Annotated in this window: 19 protein-coding genes; 12 read left to right on the top strand and 7 right to left on the bottom strand. The window is 71.6% G+C overall.

The features are described from left to right. Positions 1-77 precede the first annotated feature (77 nt). Positions 78-485, bottom strand: coding sequence for a CoA-binding protein (locus QCD66_RS32920; protein WP_364211492.1), 408 nt, complete (start codon positions 483-485; stop codon positions 78-80). Between the two features lie 40 nt (positions 486-525). Continuing rightward, entirely contained in the window at positions 526-1,146 is a 621-nt protein-coding gene (locus QCD66_RS32915; RefSeq protein ID WP_375735070.1) for a TetR/AcrR family transcriptional regulator, read from the bottom strand. A gap of 89 nt (positions 1,147-1,235) precedes the next feature. Here QCD66_RS32915 and QCD66_RS32910 point away from each other — a divergent pair, with 89 nt between their 5' ends. Then, positions 1,236-1,670 carry a VOC family protein gene (locus QCD66_RS32910; protein WP_375735071.1) on the top strand — a complete coding sequence of 145 codons (435 nt, stop codon included), beginning with the start codon at positions 1,236-1,238 and terminating at the stop codon, positions 1,668-1,670. 3 nt (positions 1,671-1,673) lie between these two features. Here the strand turns inward: QCD66_RS32910 and QCD66_RS32905 are convergent, their stop codons facing one another. Continuing rightward, on the bottom strand, positions 1,674-2,711 hold the full coding sequence (locus QCD66_RS32905) for an Rv2578c family radical SAM protein (protein ID WP_407567266.1): 1,038 nt from the start codon (positions 2,709-2,711) through the stop codon (positions 1,674-1,676). 41 nt (positions 2,712-2,752) lie between these two features. Further along, positions 2,753-3,775: a LacI family DNA-binding transcriptional regulator gene (locus QCD66_RS32900; protein WP_375735073.1), complete on the bottom strand. Its 1,023-nt coding sequence runs from the start codon at positions 3,773-3,775 to the stop codon at positions 2,753-2,755. Between the two features lie 191 nt (positions 3,776-3,966). Between QCD66_RS32900 and QCD66_RS32895 the strand changes: the two genes are divergently transcribed. The 3 genes from QCD66_RS32895 to QCD66_RS32885 are packed head-to-tail and all read left to right on the top strand — an operon-like array spanning position 3,967 to position 6,420. Further along, positions 3,967-5,130: a Gfo/Idh/MocA family oxidoreductase gene (locus tag QCD66_RS32895; protein ID WP_357543682.1), complete on the top strand. Its 1,164-nt coding sequence runs from the start codon at positions 3,967-3,969 to the stop codon at positions 5,128-5,130. A gap of 28 nt (positions 5,131-5,158) precedes the next feature. Continuing rightward, complete coding sequence (locus QCD66_RS32890) at positions 5,159-5,971, top strand: sugar phosphate isomerase/epimerase family protein (RefSeq protein ID WP_375735074.1); 813 nt, start codon at positions 5,159-5,161, stop codon at positions 5,969-5,971. A 32-nt stretch (positions 5,972-6,003) separates the two neighbouring features. Next, positions 6,004-6,420 (top strand): thiol-disulfide oxidoreductase DCC family protein, encoded by a 417-nt coding sequence (locus QCD66_RS32885; protein WP_375735075.1) that lies wholly within the window; start codon positions 6,004-6,006, stop codon positions 6,418-6,420. Here QCD66_RS32885 and QCD66_RS32880 read toward each other — a convergent pair. From QCD66_RS32880 to trxA, 3 genes are all read right to left on the bottom strand, one after another. After that, positions 6,387-7,301, bottom strand: coding sequence for an HTTM domain-containing protein (locus tag QCD66_RS32880; protein WP_364211511.1), 915 nt, complete (start codon positions 7,299-7,301; stop codon positions 6,387-6,389). The two genes, QCD66_RS32885 and QCD66_RS32880, sit on opposite strands and share 34 nt — an antisense overlap. Further along, on the bottom strand, positions 7,286-7,723 hold the full coding sequence (locus QCD66_RS32875; protein ID WP_375735076.1) for a hypothetical protein: 438 nt from the start codon (positions 7,721-7,723) through the stop codon (positions 7,286-7,288). The genes QCD66_RS32880 and QCD66_RS32875 overlap by 16 nt, the downstream gene beginning before the upstream one ends. Positions 7,724-7,832: 109 nt before the next feature. After that, complete coding sequence (gene trxA, locus QCD66_RS32870) at positions 7,833-8,195, bottom strand: thioredoxin (protein ID WP_357543677.1); 363 nt, start codon at positions 8,193-8,195, stop codon at positions 7,833-7,835. An 801-nt stretch (positions 8,196-8,996) separates the two neighbouring features. Here trxA and QCD66_RS32865 point away from each other — a divergent pair. From QCD66_RS32865 to QCD66_RS32830, 8 genes are all read left to right on the top strand, one after another. Next, positions 8,997-9,518, top strand: coding sequence for a hypothetical protein (locus QCD66_RS32865; protein WP_364211517.1), 522 nt, complete (start codon positions 8,997-8,999; stop codon positions 9,516-9,518). Between the two features lie 94 nt (positions 9,519-9,612). Beyond that, the gene (locus QCD66_RS32860; protein WP_375735077.1) at positions 9,613-10,236 is read left to right on the top strand and encodes a TrmH family RNA methyltransferase; all 624 of its coding nucleotides are present in this window, start codon (positions 9,613-9,615) and stop codon (positions 10,234-10,236) included. A gap of 68 nt (positions 10,237-10,304) precedes the next feature. After that, complete coding sequence (locus QCD66_RS32855; RefSeq protein ID WP_407566914.1) at positions 10,305-11,015, top strand: DUF6758 family protein; 711 nt, start codon at positions 10,305-10,307, stop codon at positions 11,013-11,015. Between the two features lie 115 nt (positions 11,016-11,130). Then, positions 11,131-11,289 (top strand): hypothetical protein, encoded by a 159-nt coding sequence (locus QCD66_RS32850; RefSeq protein ID WP_212826204.1) that lies wholly within the window; start codon positions 11,131-11,133, stop codon positions 11,287-11,289. Positions 11,290-11,297: 8 nt separating this feature from the next. Continuing rightward, positions 11,298-12,164: a PH domain-containing protein gene (locus QCD66_RS32845; RefSeq protein ID WP_357543673.1), complete on the top strand. Its 867-nt coding sequence runs from the start codon at positions 11,298-11,300 to the stop codon at positions 12,162-12,164. 102 nt (positions 12,165-12,266) lie between these two features. Continuing rightward, a complete protein-coding gene (locus tag QCD66_RS32840) occupies positions 12,267-12,902 on the top strand; it encodes a SigE family RNA polymerase sigma factor (RefSeq protein ID WP_375735078.1) in 636 nt (211 codons plus the stop codon). Beyond that, positions 12,899-14,176, top strand: coding sequence for a hypothetical protein (locus QCD66_RS32835; protein WP_375735079.1), 1,278 nt, complete (start codon positions 12,899-12,901; stop codon positions 14,174-14,176). The genes QCD66_RS32840 and QCD66_RS32835 overlap by 4 nt, the downstream gene beginning before the upstream one ends. Next, entirely contained in the window at positions 14,173-15,051 is an 879-nt protein-coding gene (locus QCD66_RS32830; RefSeq protein ID WP_375735080.1) for a PHP domain-containing protein, read from the top strand. The genes QCD66_RS32835 and QCD66_RS32830 overlap by 4 nt, the downstream gene beginning before the upstream one ends. Positions 15,052-15,067: the final 16 nt, after the last annotated feature.

Raw genomic sequence — 15,067 nt, 5'->3', positions numbered from 1 at the left:
GGTGCTCACGGACATGTCCCAGGGCATCAGGCCGACCAGAGGACACACAACAGCAGGTACAGGACGAGCGACGGGTGCTACGTCAGGCTCAGCCCGCCGACGGCGCGTTCGACCGCGAGGCAGCGGTCTTCGACGTAGTCGACGCCGGCCTCCTCGGCGAGCCGGCGCGCCTCTGGCGAGACGATGCCGAGTTGCAGCCAGACCGACGGGGCGCCGATCGCGATCGCCTCGCGGACCACCTCCAGCGCGTCGGCGGCCGGCCGGAAGACGTTGACCATGTCGACCGGGTGCGGAATGTCGGCCAGCGAGGCGTAGACCCGCTCGCCGAAGAGTTCGTCGCCGGCGTAGGGGTTGACCGGGATGATCCGCCAGCCGTGCCGCTGCATCTGCAACGGCACGCTGTGGGCCGGCTTGTGCGGGTCACGGGAGGCGCCGACGACCGCGATCACGCGGGCTTCGGCCAGGATCTGCAGGGCGTCACGCACGCTGCGACGATATCCCGTACGGCCCGGCCGTGCCCGCCCGTCACCGGGACGGGCGGCGCAGCCCGTCGAGCAGTCGGGTCAGTGCCGCCATCGTGGCGTCCAGCGTGGACCCGTCCGGCCGGCCCGGGGTGACCGGGTCCGGGCCGGGGGCCTGGGCCAGCCAGAGGGCGGCCTCGTTCATCGCCCCGGACAGCAACCGGGTCAGCGGCCCGGTCGGCTGCGGCTCGATGACACCGGCGGCGATCAGGGACTCCAGTGCCTCGGCCAGGTGCCGCGCGGACGACGACTCGTCCATCGTCCGCCACTCGTTCCAGCCGAGTACGGTCGGCGCGTCGACCAGCATGATCCGTCGCAGTTCGGGGTCGGAGCTGGCGGCCAGGAAGGCCCGGCAGCCGGCGAGCAACTGTTCCCACGGGTCGTCGTGTTCCCCGGCGGCGCGGGCCACCCGGTCGGCGACCTCACGCTGCGCCTCCTCGACGACGGCGCGGAAGAGCCCGGCCTTGCTGCCGAAGTGGTGGTAGGCGGCGCCCTTCGTCGCGCCGATGCCCTGGGCGACCTCGGCCAGGACCACCTCGTGGAAGCCGTCGCGGGCGAACCGGCGCCGGCCCTCGGTCAGGAGCGCCCGCCGGGTCGCGGCTCGCTGTTCGGCCCTGGAGGTCATGGTCACACTCCCCGTCGCGTTGACATACCCGGGGTATGTTACTAGCGTCGTTGGCATACCCAAGGTATGCGAAACTCTCTGGAGGACCGATGAACGGCCGGCTCGACAGCTTCTACCCGGTGATCTGCACCGCCGATGTCGCGACTTCCCGCGCCTTCTACACCCGGCACTTCGGCTTCGAGGTGACCTTCGAGGCCGACTGGTACGTCAGCCTGCGCCGGCCCGGGCCGCCGCACTACGAACTGGCGCTGCTCGACCACACCCACGAGACGCTGCCGGAGCGCTACCGGGCACCGGCGCGGGGGCTCCTGCTCAACTTCGAGGTGCCCGACGTCGACGCCGAACACGAGCGGCTGGTCGGCCGTGCCGGGCTGACCGAGGAGCTGTCGCTGCGCAGCGAGGACTTCGGCCAGCGGCACTTCATCGTGGCCGCCCCGGACGGGGTGCTCATCGACGTGATCACGCCGATCGAGCCGTCGGCGTCGTACGCCGCCCAGTTTCTGGCCGGAGCCGCCGAGACGTGACCGCTAGAGCAAGGTCAGCTGCTCGGGGCGGGCCGGTGGCGGCCGCTCCGGGGCGGCCTCCGGCTCGAAACGGCGCAGGCCGTGCCGGCGGGCGGCCAGCCGGACCCGGGCCACCAGCTCCCGCTGGTAGCTCTGTGGCAGGTAGGAACCGGCCCGGTAGAGCTCCCGGTAGAGCGGCACGAGGTGCGGGTGGTCGCGGGCGAGCCAGCGCGCGTACCACTCCCGGGCGCCGGGGCGCAGGTGCAGGGGGATCGGGGTGAGGCTGGCCGCGCCGGCGGCGGCGATGGCGGAAACGGTCGCCTCGATCGAGTCGTCGGTGTCGGTCAGCCCGGGCAGGATCGGCGCCATCAGCACGCTGACCCGGAAGCCCGCCTCGGCCAGCGCGCGTACGGCGTCGAGCCGCCGGCGCGGGCCGGGGGTGCCGGCCTCGACCGAACGCCACAGTGGCTCGTCGACGAAGCCGATCGAGTATGCGACGCCGACCCTGGTGACCTCCGCCGCCTGGCGCAGCAGCGGCAGGTCACGTAGCAGCAGCGTGCCCTTGGTCAGGATCGAGAACGGGTTGGCGAAGTCGCGCAGCGCGGCGATGATCTCCGGCATCAGCCGGTAGCGGCCCTCGGCGCGCTGGTAACAGTCGACGTTGGTGCCCATCGCGATGTGCCCGCCCCGCCATTTCGGCGCGGCCAGCTCGCGGCGCAGCAGTTCGCCCGCGTTGACCTTGACGACGACCTTGCTGTCGAAGTCCTGCCCCGCGTCGAGGTCGAGGTAGGTGTGGGTGTTGCGGGCGAAGCAGTAGGTGCAGCGGTGACCGCAGCCGCGGTAGGGGTTGACCGTCCACTCGAACGGCACGTGGGAGGTGCCGGGCACCCGGTTGACGATTGATTTGGCCCGCACCTCGTAGAAGGTCATCCCGGCGAAGTCCGGGGTGTCGAAGGTGCGGACGGTCGCGCCGGGCAGCGCCAGCGGCAGGGGTGGGGCCGCTGGCGCTGCCCTTCCTGGGACTCCTGCGTCGGGGGGAGCCGACAGGTTGTCCCAGCGCATGTAACTCATTCGAACATGCGTACGAGGAATGTGCAAGCTGTTCAGCGGCGTGGCGGCGCGGTGCTCTCCCGGCGGACCAGCGTGGCGCCGGCCTCCTCTATCTGTGGGGTCGCGGTGTCGTCCGGCGGGCGCAACGCGAGGGTCATCGCCCGGGCACCCATGTCGGCCAGCGGCAGCCGCACGGTGGTGAGGGTGGGCGTGACGTCCTGGGCGACGGGCATGTCGTCGAAACCGATGAGACTGATGTCGCCCGGCGCCGTGCGGCCGGCCTGGCGCAGGTGGCGCAGGGCGCCGACCGCCATCGAGTCGTTGAGGGCGGCGATGGCGGTGATGTCCGGGTGCGCCTCGAGGAGCCGGGCCGTCGCCGTGGCGCCACTCGGCGGGTCGAAGTCGGCGTAGGTGATGTGGGTCGGGGCGATCGTGTGCCCGTGCTCGGCGGCGGCCTGCTGGATGCCGGCCAGCCGGTCGGTCGTGGTGGTCAGGTGTGCCGGCCCGGCGATCACTCCGATCCGGGTGTGGCCGAGCTCGTACAGTTCGGTCGCCGCGAGGTGGCCGCCGGTCGTGTTGGCCGGTACGACCGCGTCGCCCGCGTGCTGGTGCCGGCCGATGACGGCGACCCGGCCGCCGGTCGCCTCGTAGACCCGCAGCTTGTTGTCCAGCGTGGTGGTGTAGGACTCGTCGTGGTAGCCGGAGCCGGCCAGGATGATGGCCGCGACCTGGTGCGCGCGCAGCAGCTCGACGTATTCGAGTTCCTTGTCCGGGTCGCGGTAGCTGTTGCAGATGATCACCAGTCGCCCGTTCTCGGTGGCGACCCGTTGCAGCCCCTTGGTGATCTCCGCGAAGTAGGGGTCGGAGACGTCGTGGACGATGACGCCGACCGCGCTGCGGTGCGACCGGGCGAGTAGCTGGGCGTGCGCGTTGGGGACGTACTGCAGTTCCTCCACCGCGGCGAGCACCCGTTCGCGCAAGCCTTCGGTCACCGGCTTGGGGCTGCCGTTGATGATCCGGGAGGCGGTCGCGGGTGAGACACCCGCCCGCCGTGCGACATCCGCCAAGGTGGCCATCGGTCCAGCCCTTCCCCGGCCGCCCGATGCCGGATGAACGTGAGGATAGCGCGCCGTCAGCCCGGACGAATGCCTGGGAAAGCCCTTGCCTTAACCGTTGCAGTATCGGTAATCTCCAGCAGGAAAGCGCTTACCTGATGCTCGCCCGAGCATCCCACGCGACAAGCGACGTTGGCCGAGGAGGCAGCCGCATGGCCCGCAAGACCATCGGGATCGTACTCAACGGTGTCACCGGCCGAATGGGTTACCGGCAGCACCTCGTCCGCTCCCTGCTCGCCATCCGTGAGCAGGGTGGCCTCCCGTTGGTCAACGGCGACCGGCTCTGGCCCGAGCTGGTCCTGGTCGGCCGGAGCGAGACCAAGCTGCGCGAGATCGCCGACCGGCACGGGCTCACCGACTGGACCACCGACCTGACCGCGGCACTGGCCCGGCCCGACGTCGAGATCTACTTCGACGCGCAGGTCACCGCCCAGCGGGAGAAGGCGCTGCGGCTGGCAATCGAGGCCGGCAAGGCGATCTACACCGAGAAGCCGACCGCCGAGGACCTCGCCGGCGCGGTCGACCTGGCCCGGCTGGCCGACGCCGCCGGCATCAAGCACGGCGTGGTGCAGGACAAGCTGTTCCTGCCCGGGCTGCGCAAGCTCGACCGGCTGGTCAAGGGCGGCTTCTTCGGGCAGATCCTGTCGATCCGCGGCGAGTTCGGCTACTGGGTCTTCGAGGGTGACTGGCAGGCCGCCCAGCGTCCGTCGTGGAACTACCGGGCCGCCGACGGCGGCGGCATCACCGTCGACATGTTCCCGCACTGGCACTACGTGCTGGAGCAGATCTTCGGCCGGGTCACCTCGGTCAACGCCCACCTCTCCACCCACATCGACCGGCGCTGGGACGAGGCCGGCGAGGCGTACGACGCCACCGCCGACGACGCGGCGTACGGCATCTTCGAGATCGACCGGCCCGGCCAGGGCAAGGTCGTCGCCCAGATCAACTCGTCCTGGGCGGTCCGGGTCTACCGCGACGAACTGGTCGAGTTCCAGGTGGACGGCACCGAGGGCAGCGCCGTCGCCGGCCTGCGCAACTGCCGGATCCAGCACCGGTCGACGACCCCGAAGCCGGTGTGGAACCCCGACCTGCCGGCCACCGAGGACTTCCGTTCGCAGTGGCAGGTCGTGCCGGACAACGAGGAGTTCGACAACGGGTTCAAGGCGCAGTGGGAGCTGTTCCTGCGCCACGTCGTCGAGGACGCGCCGTACACCTGGGACCTGTGGGCCGGCGCCCGCGGCGTGCAACTCGCCGAACTCGGCATCCAGTCGGCCCGCGAGGGCCGGCGCGTCGAGATCCCGGAACTCGAGTCCTGACCGGCCGACCACAGTGGGGGACCACCCGATGAGTTCGCTCGACCGCTTCTCGCTCAACCAGGCCACCACCAAGTACTGGCCGATCCCCGACCTGGTCGCCGGCTGCGTCGACGCCGGTGTCAGCCAGATCGGCCTGTGGCGGGAGGAGACCGCGGCCTACGGCCTCGACAAGACCGCGGCCCTGGTCCGCGACGCCGGGCTCACGGTGACGTCGCTGTGCCGCGGCGGGTTCTTCAACCAGCCCGGCTGGTACGACGAGAACCGGCGGGCGATCGACGAGGCGGCCACCCTCGGCGCCCCGGCGCTCGTGCTCGTCTCCGGCGGGCTGCCCGAGGGCAGCCGCGACCTCGACGGCGCCCGGGCGCACATCGGCGACGCGATCGGCCAGCTCGTGCCGCACGCGCTCGCCGCCGGCGTACGGCTCGCGATCGAGCCGCTGCACCCGATGTTCTGCTCCGACCGGTGCGTGGTCGCCAGTCTCGGCCAGGCCCTCGACCTGGCGGCACCGCACCCGTCGGCCGCCGTCGGGGTGGTGGTCGACACCTACCACGTGTGGTGGGACGACCAGGTGTGGGCGCAGATCGGGCGGGCCGGCCGGGAGGACCGGATCGCCTGCTTCCAGGTCGCCGACTGGATCACGCCGCTGCCCGAGGGCGTGCTGCTGGGGCGGGGCCTGCCGGGCACCGGGAGCGTGGAGCTGCGACGCTTCCGGGAGGCGGTCGACGCCACCGGCTTCACCGGCCCGATCGAGGTCGAGGTCTTCCACGCCGACGTCTGGGCCCGGCCCGGGCGCGACGTGCTCGACGAGACGATCCAGGGTTACGTCGGGCACGTCCTGTAGGAGTCCGCCGCCGGTACGGGAATGATGGACCCATGGAAACCGCGACTTTCGTGTACGACGGCGACTGCGCGTTCTGTACGACGTGTGCCCGGTTCGCGGAGCGCCGGGTTCCCGGGCCGGCGACGATCGTGCCGTGGCAGTTCGCCGACCTGGCCACGCTCGGGCTCACCGTGGACGAGTGCGAGCAGGCGGTGCAGTGGGTCGGTGCCGACGGGCGACGGGCGGCCGGACCGGACGCGATCGCGCTGCTGCTGCGTGGCAGCTCGTGGCTGTGGCGGGTGGCGGGCCGGATCCTCCAGTTCCGGCCGGTGCGCGCGGTCGCCTGGCCGGTCTACCGCTGGGTGGCGGCCAACCGGCACCGGATGCCGGGCGGCACGGCGGCCTGCTCGCTCCCGCAGGCCACCCGCGAGCGGCTCTACGGTGCGCCGCCCGCCGGATCCGCCAACTGATCCGGGGCCGGCTCGGCGGTCCCCTTGCGACCGTCCGTCCGGCGCAGGCGACGGCGTACCCAGACGATCGGGCGGACCCGTTCCAGTGCCAGGAAGCTGGCCATCGCCACCAGGTGCGGCGCGAACGAGATGGTGATGGTCGCGAACGTGACCACGTGGAACGAGTAGAAGAAGGCGACCGCGCGGTTGCGCCAGCGCTCGTTGAGCAGGAACACGACCGGGCTGAGTATCTCGAACGCCATGATGCCGAACTGGGCGGCGATCAGGAGCCCCGGCACCTGTGCGATGACGTCGGCGAGTTCGGTGCCGCGGCGGATGATGGCGCGGGCCAGGACGGAGCCGGTGAGCCACTCCACCCCGCCGAAGCGGAGCTTGGCCCAGGCGGCGAGGAAGTACGTGCACACCACCGCGATCTGGGTGACCCGCAGTGCCCATCCACCCGCCTCGGTGCGGGTGGGGTCGCCGTGCCGGGCCCGGCCGGCCGTCGGCAGTACGGCCAGTGCCACCAGCAGGCCGAACCGGTCGTGGTCAACCTTGCCGTAGCTCATCGCGATGATCATCCACTCGAAGTAGAGCAGGAAGATCGACCAGCCGAGCACCCGCGGCGCCCGTCCGGTCGCGGCGAGCGCCGCGAGGGCGAGGAGCAACCAGAAGACGACCGACACCAGTTCGGGGCTGGGGGTGGGCAGCGGGAGCAGCCGGCCGACGAACAGCGGCTGGTAGAGCGCCCCCGGCACGGTGGCGTGGTCCCGTACCCACGGGGTGAAGAGCAGCAGGTCGCCGACGACGAAGAGGTAGACCAGCGTACGGAAGGCGGCGACGCGCCCCCGGGGCACGGCTTCGGTGAGCCAACGACCGAGCGCCCTCACGATGCCTGCCACCGTACGACGGTCTCGTCGACGTACGTCCGGGTCGGCCGGCCGTCGACGATGCCGTGCCAGCGCACCACGATGCGTACCTCGACCAGGGCCGGCTGACCGGGGTTGCGCTGTGCGTACGCCTGCGCGATCTCGGCGAGGAGCGCCGGGTCGTCGGTGTAGCGGGCCTGCTGTCCTTCGATCTCGGCGCGCCGGATCCCGCTGTTGCGTTCGGAGAGCACGACGACCGACCCGTCGGTGCCGACCGCTTCGACCCGGGTGTCCGGTGCGGGCTGGTCGGGCGGGTTGGAGGTCGAGTACATCCGGAACGGGCCGAACGGGAAGTGGTCGTCCTGGCCCCAGAAGGTGCCGACCAGGAGCAGTGCCCCAGCTACCAGGGTGGCCAGCACTCGGTAGGCGCGCCCGCGCGCCGTCAGGGTCTCCATTGGAACGTTGACCCTACCGTCCCGCCAGCATCGGCGGACCGGACAATCCGCCAAAACAGCGCCCGGCCGGACACATGTGCGTGTCCGGCCGGGCCGCTGTCCGCGGGGCTCAGTGCTCGTGCGCGGCGAGCTTCTCCTTGACCTCGGCCATGTCGAGCGCCTCCACCTGGCTGATCAACGACTCGAGCGCCGACTCGGGCAGGGCGCCCGGCTGGGCGAAGACGATGACGCCGTCACGGATCGCCATGATCGTCGGGATCGAGCGGATGTCGAACTTGGCGGCGATCTCCGGCTGGGCCTCGGTGTCGACCTTGCCGAAAGTGATGCCCGGGTGCTTGTCGGATGAGCGGTCGTAGACGGGGGCGAAGCGGACGCACGGCCCGCACCAACTCGCCCAGAAGTCAACCAGCACGATGCCTTCCTGGCTGGTCACCTCGTCGAAGTTCGCCGTGGTCAACTCAACGGTCGCCATTGATCTCTCCGATCACCGGTTTCGGGGCCTACGCCAGGGAAGAACCTGGAGTCCGGCTGCCGCATTCCCCGCTGTCGGCCGGCGGAAACGGACGAGCCGCACGGTGCTTACCGTACGTGTCTGTCATCGACCTGCATAGTGTTAACCGCAGCTTGAGCAGGCGTTCCGGAGTGCTCACCGATGGTGATGGGAGCGTTTCCAGGTGGTGACGCCGGCCGAACCTCGCTCCGGGGTCGAATCAGTGCTTGGCAAGGGCAAATGGGAAGCGTGACGATCGGTTGCGGGAACGTCAACTCTCACGGTAAGTAGTGTCACAAAATCATAACTGTGACCTCCGTCTCGGGTTCACCTCTTCTCAGTGATCCGCGTCTCGGGCAGAATCTTCTTCATCAAAGCGTGGGCGGCGGGTGCCGGGGAGGGCCCCGCCGCTCATTGCGTCCGCAGGAGTTTTCTCCCCTGCCGGCTCTTCCCGCTCGAAACGCCGTGACGCTGCCTTAATCATCGGTAAGGCGTGCCATGTGGCACTTCGCCGTCGTGGTGTCGGAAGTTTCGATGTGGTTCATCTTCCGGATGCAATGTGAATACGGCGGGCCGCGAATTCACTTTCCCCGGTGTCCGGCTGCTCCCGGCCCGAGTTGCCCGCCGTACGCCGCTCGCGGCCGACCCCGGGCCGGCATCAGCGCGGCCCGGGACCGGCGGGCTCTGCCAGGGATAGGTGCTACGCCCCTTCTTGATGCTTTTAGGGGTTGAACGTCTGCTTTCGCAAGAGTCAGGCATATGCTGGCCGCGGGAGGTCGCCCAATGTCGAGCCAGATCCCGTCCGGAGGCCCCGTCTTCCCAGGTCGCCCGGTTGGCCAGCTCTCCACGCTCGCCTATCCGGCCGCCGAGTGGGAACTGCTCACCCGGCTGCCCAGTCGGATCGTCGTCGCGGCCACCTCGGCCGAATCCGACGATCCCGGGCACCGGGTCCGTGAGGGGTTGGCCGGCCTCGAAGGGATCGCGGCCGGGCGCGCCTTCGACAGTGAACTCGTCCGGGTGGTGGCCAGCACGATCTACGCCGAGCACGAGCAGGACCGGCCGGCCACCGGCCGGGCGCCGGCGCTCGCCGACGTACTCGGGTCGTGCCGGGAGGCGGTCCGGGTGCTGGGCGCGCGAGCCGATCCGGCCGACTCGGCGGCCTACCGGCAGTGGGTCCAGTCGATCGCGGCGCGGGTGTGCCGGGCCCGCCGGGCCGGTGGGGTGGCCGGTGCTGGCGACGAGCCGGTCAGCGCGGCCGGGCGGCGGTTCCTCGACGACCTCGGGGCCGCTCTGGGGCTCTGCTGATCCCGGCCCGACCGGCGGCTGATCCCGGTCCGGGCCGGCGGCGTGGCCAGGGGACCGTCGCCCCTGGTCCAGGGCCGCGTACCCTCTGACAACCGTGAGCGGTGATGAACTGGAGGTCGGCGTCGGACCCTGGGTGGGCGACCCACCGACCGATCCACGCTACGACCCAGAACTGCTCGCGCTCGGCGACCGGCGCAACGTCGTCGACCGCTACCGCTACTGGCGGCTCGAGGCCGTGGTGGCCGACCTGGACCGGCGCCGGCACGACTTCCACGTCGCGATCGAGAACTGGCAGCACGACTTCAACATCGGGACCGTCGTACGTAATGCCAACGCCTTCCTCGCCGCGCAGGTGCACGTCGTCGGCCGGCGGCGGTGGAACCGGCGTGGGGCGATGGTGACCGATCGATACCAGCACGTACGGCACCACGAGAGCGTCGATCTTCTCGCCGCGTGGGCACGGGAGAACGAGCTGGTCATGGTGGGAATCGACAACCTGCCGGGAGCGCGCCCGCTGGAGACCGTGACCCTGCCGCGGCGCTGCGTGCTGCTCTTCGGGCAGGAGGGGCCCGGCCTGTCCGACGCCGCCCGGGCCGGCTGCGCCCAGCTCTTCTCGATCGCCCAGTACGGCTCCACCCGGTCGATCAACGCCGGGGTGGCGAGCGGTATCGCGATGCACGCCTGGATCAGGAGCCACGCGGGTCCGCCACCGGACTGACCCGCCGAGGTGGTCTGAGATGACCGAAAAGGCCGCTTCGCTTGACTCTGCGGGACGATCGGCGCAACGTGGGTGCTGTGGCTGTTGCGGTGAGTTGTCCCCGATGTGGTGGTCCGGTGCGGCCGCCCGACCTGATGCACACCGACTGGCGCTGCGACGACGACGGCGCCGTCCCCCCGTTGCACACGGCCCGGCACATCGGTGCCGAGATCCTGCACAGCACGGTCGCCGGGATGGCCGACGCGCACTCCGGGCACGGCCGGCCGCCGAGCCCGCTGTGGTGCCCGTGGCCGCTGCTGGCCGGCTGGACGGTGACCGGCGTCGCGTGGGCCGGCGACGTGCACACCGGGGTACGGGCGGCGACGGTCGCCTGCAGCGGGCCGGATCCGCTCGCCGGCGGCCCGGCCGACCTCGTACTCGTCGCCGAGGAGCCCGGTCTCGGACTGGGCAACCGGTTCGCGGGTATCCCCGGACCGGACCCGGGCGCGTTGCTCGCCGACGCGATGACCGAGGTCGCACCGGGACACGCCGAGAACGGGGTGTCGCACGCCAAGATCCGGGCAGGGGGGCACCCCACTCCACTCTGGTCCGTCAAATCCCCGACAGATCGCAGCGTCTACGTGGGCGAGGCGAGGGGTATGTGGCTTTATGCGATAACGTGGCCGGCGAGTGCGGGCTACGTTCTCGCGGAGGATGTCGTGCTGCAGGATCTCTCCGAGTGGACTCCGGCCGAGCTTGTTTTCGGTGCACCCTCGCCCTACCTGCATGGCAAGGTTTGATAGCCGTTCGGGTGGTCCAAGATGCATGCAGTTGATTCACTGTGAGACGTACGACTGATACTCTGGGTGCTGCTGCGGCAGAGACCCGGCGCCGCGCGGAGGGGGATGGCCCGTAATGGTCAAGAAGGTCCTCACCTGGGGCGGACTCGCGTTCCTAGTTTTCTTTATCGCCTTCCGGCCCGATTCCGCCGCGGACGTCTTCAAGTCCCTCGGCGGGGGCATCATGGACATCGCCCAGGGCTTCGGTGACTTCTTCACGAGCCTCGTGGCTTAGCGGCGCCGATGGCCAACCCTCCCGTCGAACCACCCGACCCCGACGAGCCTGACCGACGGCGACGGGACCGCCGGGAGTACGACACCGAGCCGATCCCGGTGGCCCGCGACGACGGGCCCGGCTACTCGGACGGTCCGTCCTACTCGGAAGGGGCCTCCTACGGAGAGAGCGTCGGCTTCGGGCACGAGCAGCGTCCGCGCACGACCACCTGGGTCGATGACACCGCCTACCCGCCGACCGACATCTCCGAGGAAGAACTCGCCGGCCTCCAGGTCGACGCCTCCGGCATGCCGCTCGGCCCCCGACGGGTCCTTCCGCTCGAAGACGAGCCGACGCCGCTGGTCGCCCGCTACCTCTTCCCGACCGAGCGCTACCGGGGCGAGTGGAAGCGGCACTGGGTGCACCTCAGCACGCCGCTGCTGATCGGGGTCGCCGCCACCTTCGTGCTCGGCTACCTGTCCGGCTTCCTCGCCGGCCAGGAGGTCGGCGGGCTGACCACCGTGGCGGTCATCATCTGGCTCGGCATCATGGGCTGGGTGGCGTGGAAGGTCGCCGACTGGTACTTCGACCGGTTCATCCTCACCAACAAGCGGGTCATGGTGGTGAACGGGATCATCACCCGGCGGGTCGCCATGATGCCCCTGCTGCGGGTCACCGACATGAAATACGAGCAGTCGCCGCTGGGCCGGGCACTCAACTACGGCACGTTCGTGCTGGAGTCCGCCGGCCAGGAGCAGGCGCTGCGCGAGGTCAAGCACCTGCCCAACCCCAACGAGCTCTACCTGCGCGTCGTCGAGGAGATGTACGAACCGCAGGCGGTCGAGGCCCGGTTGGGCAAGGAGGGCGAGGACAACAAGGCCGACGACGGCGCCTGACGAACTCTGTCCGAACATCGGATGAGGTCGGAACGCTCCTCCCTGGTGCCGGCCGGCGCTTCGTGAAAGCCTTTCCGCACAAGCGCTAGCGAAGGGCGGCAGGTGAGCGGGCAGCGGGTGGAGGACGAGTTCCGCGACTTCGTCGCCAGGCGTTCGTCGTCGCTGCTGCGCACCGCCTACCTGCTCGCGGGCGACTGGGCCACCGCCGAAGACCTGCTCCAGACCGCGCTGACCAAGACCTATCTGGCGTGGAAGCGGCTGGGCGAGATCGAGGCCGTCGAGCCGTACGCCCGCCGGGTCCTGGTCAACACGGCGACGAGCTGGTGGCGGCGGCGCTGGCACGGCGAGTGTCCGACCGAGGTGCTGCCCGAGCGGGCCGCCCCGGACCGGATCGAGGAGCAGTTGGAGCGCGACGCGCTCTGGCAGCACGTCAAGATGCTGCCGGCCCGCCAGCGGGCGGTGCTCGTACTCCGTTTCTACGAGGACCTTTCGGAGGCGCAGACTGCGGCGATGCTCAGCATCTCGGTGGGCACGGTCAAGAGCCAGACCTCCCGGGCACTGTCCACCCTGCGCCGGCGGCTGGCCGACGACGGGGTGCGACGGCCGGCGGACCAGGTGATCGAGCCGACCGGTGAGCGGTCGCCGGCCGCGCCCCGCAGCCGGCCCCCGGTCGCGTCCGGCATCCGGCCGGCGGTGCTCGCGGCCGGTGCCGGTCCGGCCACTCTGGAGGGCCGGTGAGCAGGATCGAGAAAGACCTACGGGACATGTTCGCCGACCGGGCGACGTCCGGCCCGTACGGCGGGCTGCCGGCCGCCGACGCCGCGGACCGGGCCATCCGGCACGGTGCGGCCGTCCGGCGTCGCCGCCGCGCGGGCGCGTCGATCGGAGCGGCCCTGGTGCTGGTGCTCGTGGCGGCCGGCGTCGCCCCGGCCCGGTCCTGGTGGCAGCCGGACGACCCGCCCGCACACCGGCTGGGCCTGGAAAGCACGCCGACGCCGGCCCCGACCGGCCACGTCGTCCCGACCGGCGCCCCGGCGGCACCGCCACCACCGTCCCCGGCCGCGGTCGTCCCCGGCGCCGACGCCGCCGTCCTGATGCACGCGCCCGACCGCGAGACCACGATCGGGATCGACCTGCGGGTCGGCGATCAACTGTGGACCACCGACGGCCGCCGGCTGCCACTGTCCGGTGTGGGGGAGGTCCTGCGCGCCTACCGGGTCCCGGTGGGCTGGGTCTACGGCGGCGCCACCAACGTCCGCCTGCTGCGGCCCGACGGCGACAGCGTGCCGCTGCGCGGCGGTGGCGACGGCTGGACCGTCAGCTCCGACGGCGCCCGCTTCGCGTACGTCTCCGACGGGGCGCTGGGGGTCGCCGACCTGACCGCCGACGGGCTGTCCGTCCGGTCCACCACCGACGTGCCGCCCGGAACCGTGCCGGTCGCGTTCCTGGACCGGCGGGTGGTGGTCGCCGGACGGGTCGGCCACTCCCGCGGCTACGACCTGCTCGACCCGACCGGCCCCTACCGGCCGTCCTGGAACCTCGACGTCACCGCCATCTACGGGACCGCCGGGGGAGCCGTCGCCGCCCTGATCCGCACCGGTGACCGGGGCCTCTGCCTGGCCGCCCTCGACGGCCGGGCCCACCGGCTGCGGGTGGACCGCTCCGGGGCCTGCACGCTCGGCCTGCGCGCCGAGTTCACCCCCGGCCGGCTGGCCCCGGGCGGCGGCTGGCTGGTCGCGCCGGCCGCCGACGGGCTGACCCTGGTCGACATCGACGCGGCCCTGACCGGCGACTACGCGACCGTCGGCTGCCCGGTCCGCAGCACCGTGCCGGCCGTCTGGGCCGACGACATGACCGTCGTGGCCGGTGACGACCGCGGCGTGGTGCAGTGCCGCACCGACGGCACCCAGCAGGTCGTCTCGCTGCCCCCCGATGCCGGCGCGGACTGGCAGCCGGTGCCGCGGATGACCGCGAAGCCGATCACCGCCGCCGACCGGTCCGGCCGGTCGTGACCGCCGGTACCGGGGCACCGGCGCCGGCCCGCATCGACCTGCACACCCACTCCACGGCCAGCGACGGCACGCTGACCCCGGGCGAACTGATGGCGGCCGCCAGCGGGGCCGGGCTCGACGTCGTCGCGCTCACCGACCACGACACGACCGCCGGCTGGGCGGCGGCGTCCACCGCGCGCCCCGCCGGCCTGACCCTCGTCCGCGGAGCCGAGATCTCCTGCCGCTGGTACGGGCCCGACACGGCGATCCCGCTGCACCTGCTGGCATACCTGTTCGACCCCACCGACCGCGCGCTGGCGGCGGAACTGGCCCGGGTACGGGTCGCCCGCGAGGCGCGCGGCGAGCGGATCGTCGAACTGCTGCGTGCCGACGGGGTCGACATCACCTGGGACGAGGTACGCGGCTACGCGGCCGGCGGCACCGTCGGCCGGCCGCACATCGCCACCGCCCTGATCCGGGCCGGGCTGGTCGCCACCACGAGCGAGGCGTTCGAGCCGCGCTGGCTCGGGGAACGCTACCGGCTGCCGAAGGACGACATCGACGTGTTCACCGCCGTACGACTGGTCCGGGAGGCCGGCGGGGTGCCGGTCTTCGCCCACCCGCGGGCCACCCGGCGCGGGCGGATCGTGCCCGACGAGTTGATCGTCGAACTGGCGGCGGCCGGGCTCTTCGGCCTGGAGGCCGACCACACCGACCACTCACCGGCCGAGCGGGCCCACGTCCGGGCCCTCGCCACCGAGCTGGGGCTGGTGGTGACCGGATCGTCGGACTTCCACGGCAGCCACAAGACGGTACGGCTCGGCGCCCACACCACCGCGCCCGACGCGTACGAGCGGATCGTGTCGGCGGCCCGCGGCGTCCCGCCGGTCGGCTGAGCCGGGCTGCGGTTAC

The sequence above is a fragment of the Polymorphospora sp. A560 genome (assembly GCF_045781765.1).
Classification (GTDB): Bacteria; Actinomycetota; Actinomycetes; order Mycobacteriales; family Micromonosporaceae; genus Polymorphospora; species Polymorphospora lycopeni.
Note: the sequence above shows the minus strand (reverse complement) of the source record. Positions and strands in the feature narration are given on the sequence as shown.

Excerpts from the sequence above, each read along its gene's own strand:
- QCD66_RS32915 (WP_375735070.1), bottom strand. The coding sequence starts at position 1,146 with ATGACCTCCAGGGCCGAACAGCGAGCCGCGACCCGGCGGGCGCTCCTG.
- QCD66_RS32910 (WP_375735071.1), top strand. The coding sequence starts at position 1,236 with ATGAACGGCCGGCTCGACAGCTTCTACCCGGTGATCTGCACCGCCGAT.
- QCD66_RS32905 (WP_407567266.1), bottom strand. The coding sequence starts at position 2,711 with ATGCGCTGGGACAACCTGTCGGCTCCCCCCGACGCAGGAGTCCCAGGA.
- QCD66_RS32900 (WP_375735073.1), bottom strand. The coding sequence starts at position 3,775 with ATGGCCACCTTGGCGGATGTCGCACGGCGGGCGGGTGTCTCACCCGCG.
- QCD66_RS32895 (WP_357543682.1), top strand. The coding sequence starts at position 3,967 with ATGGCCCGCAAGACCATCGGGATCGTACTCAACGGTGTCACCGGCCGA.
- QCD66_RS32890 (WP_375735074.1), top strand. The coding sequence starts at position 5,159 with ATGAGTTCGCTCGACCGCTTCTCGCTCAACCAGGCCACCACCAAGTAC.
- QCD66_RS32885 (WP_375735075.1), top strand. The coding sequence starts at position 6,004 with ATGGAAACCGCGACTTTCGTGTACGACGGCGACTGCGCGTTCTGTACG.
- QCD66_RS32875 (WP_375735076.1), bottom strand. The coding sequence starts at position 7,723 with ATGGAGACCCTGACGGCGCGCGGGCGCGCCTACCGAGTGCTGGCCACC.
- trxA (WP_357543677.1), bottom strand. The coding sequence starts at position 8,195 with ATGGCGACCGTTGAGTTGACCACGGCGAACTTCGACGAGGTGACCAGC.
- QCD66_RS32865 (WP_364211517.1), top strand. The coding sequence starts at position 8,997 with ATGTCGAGCCAGATCCCGTCCGGAGGCCCCGTCTTCCCAGGTCGCCCG.
- QCD66_RS32850 (WP_212826204.1), top strand. The coding sequence starts at position 11,131 with ATGGTCAAGAAGGTCCTCACCTGGGGCGGACTCGCGTTCCTAGTTTTC.
- QCD66_RS32845 (WP_357543673.1), top strand. The coding sequence starts at position 11,298 with ATGGCCAACCCTCCCGTCGAACCACCCGACCCCGACGAGCCTGACCGA.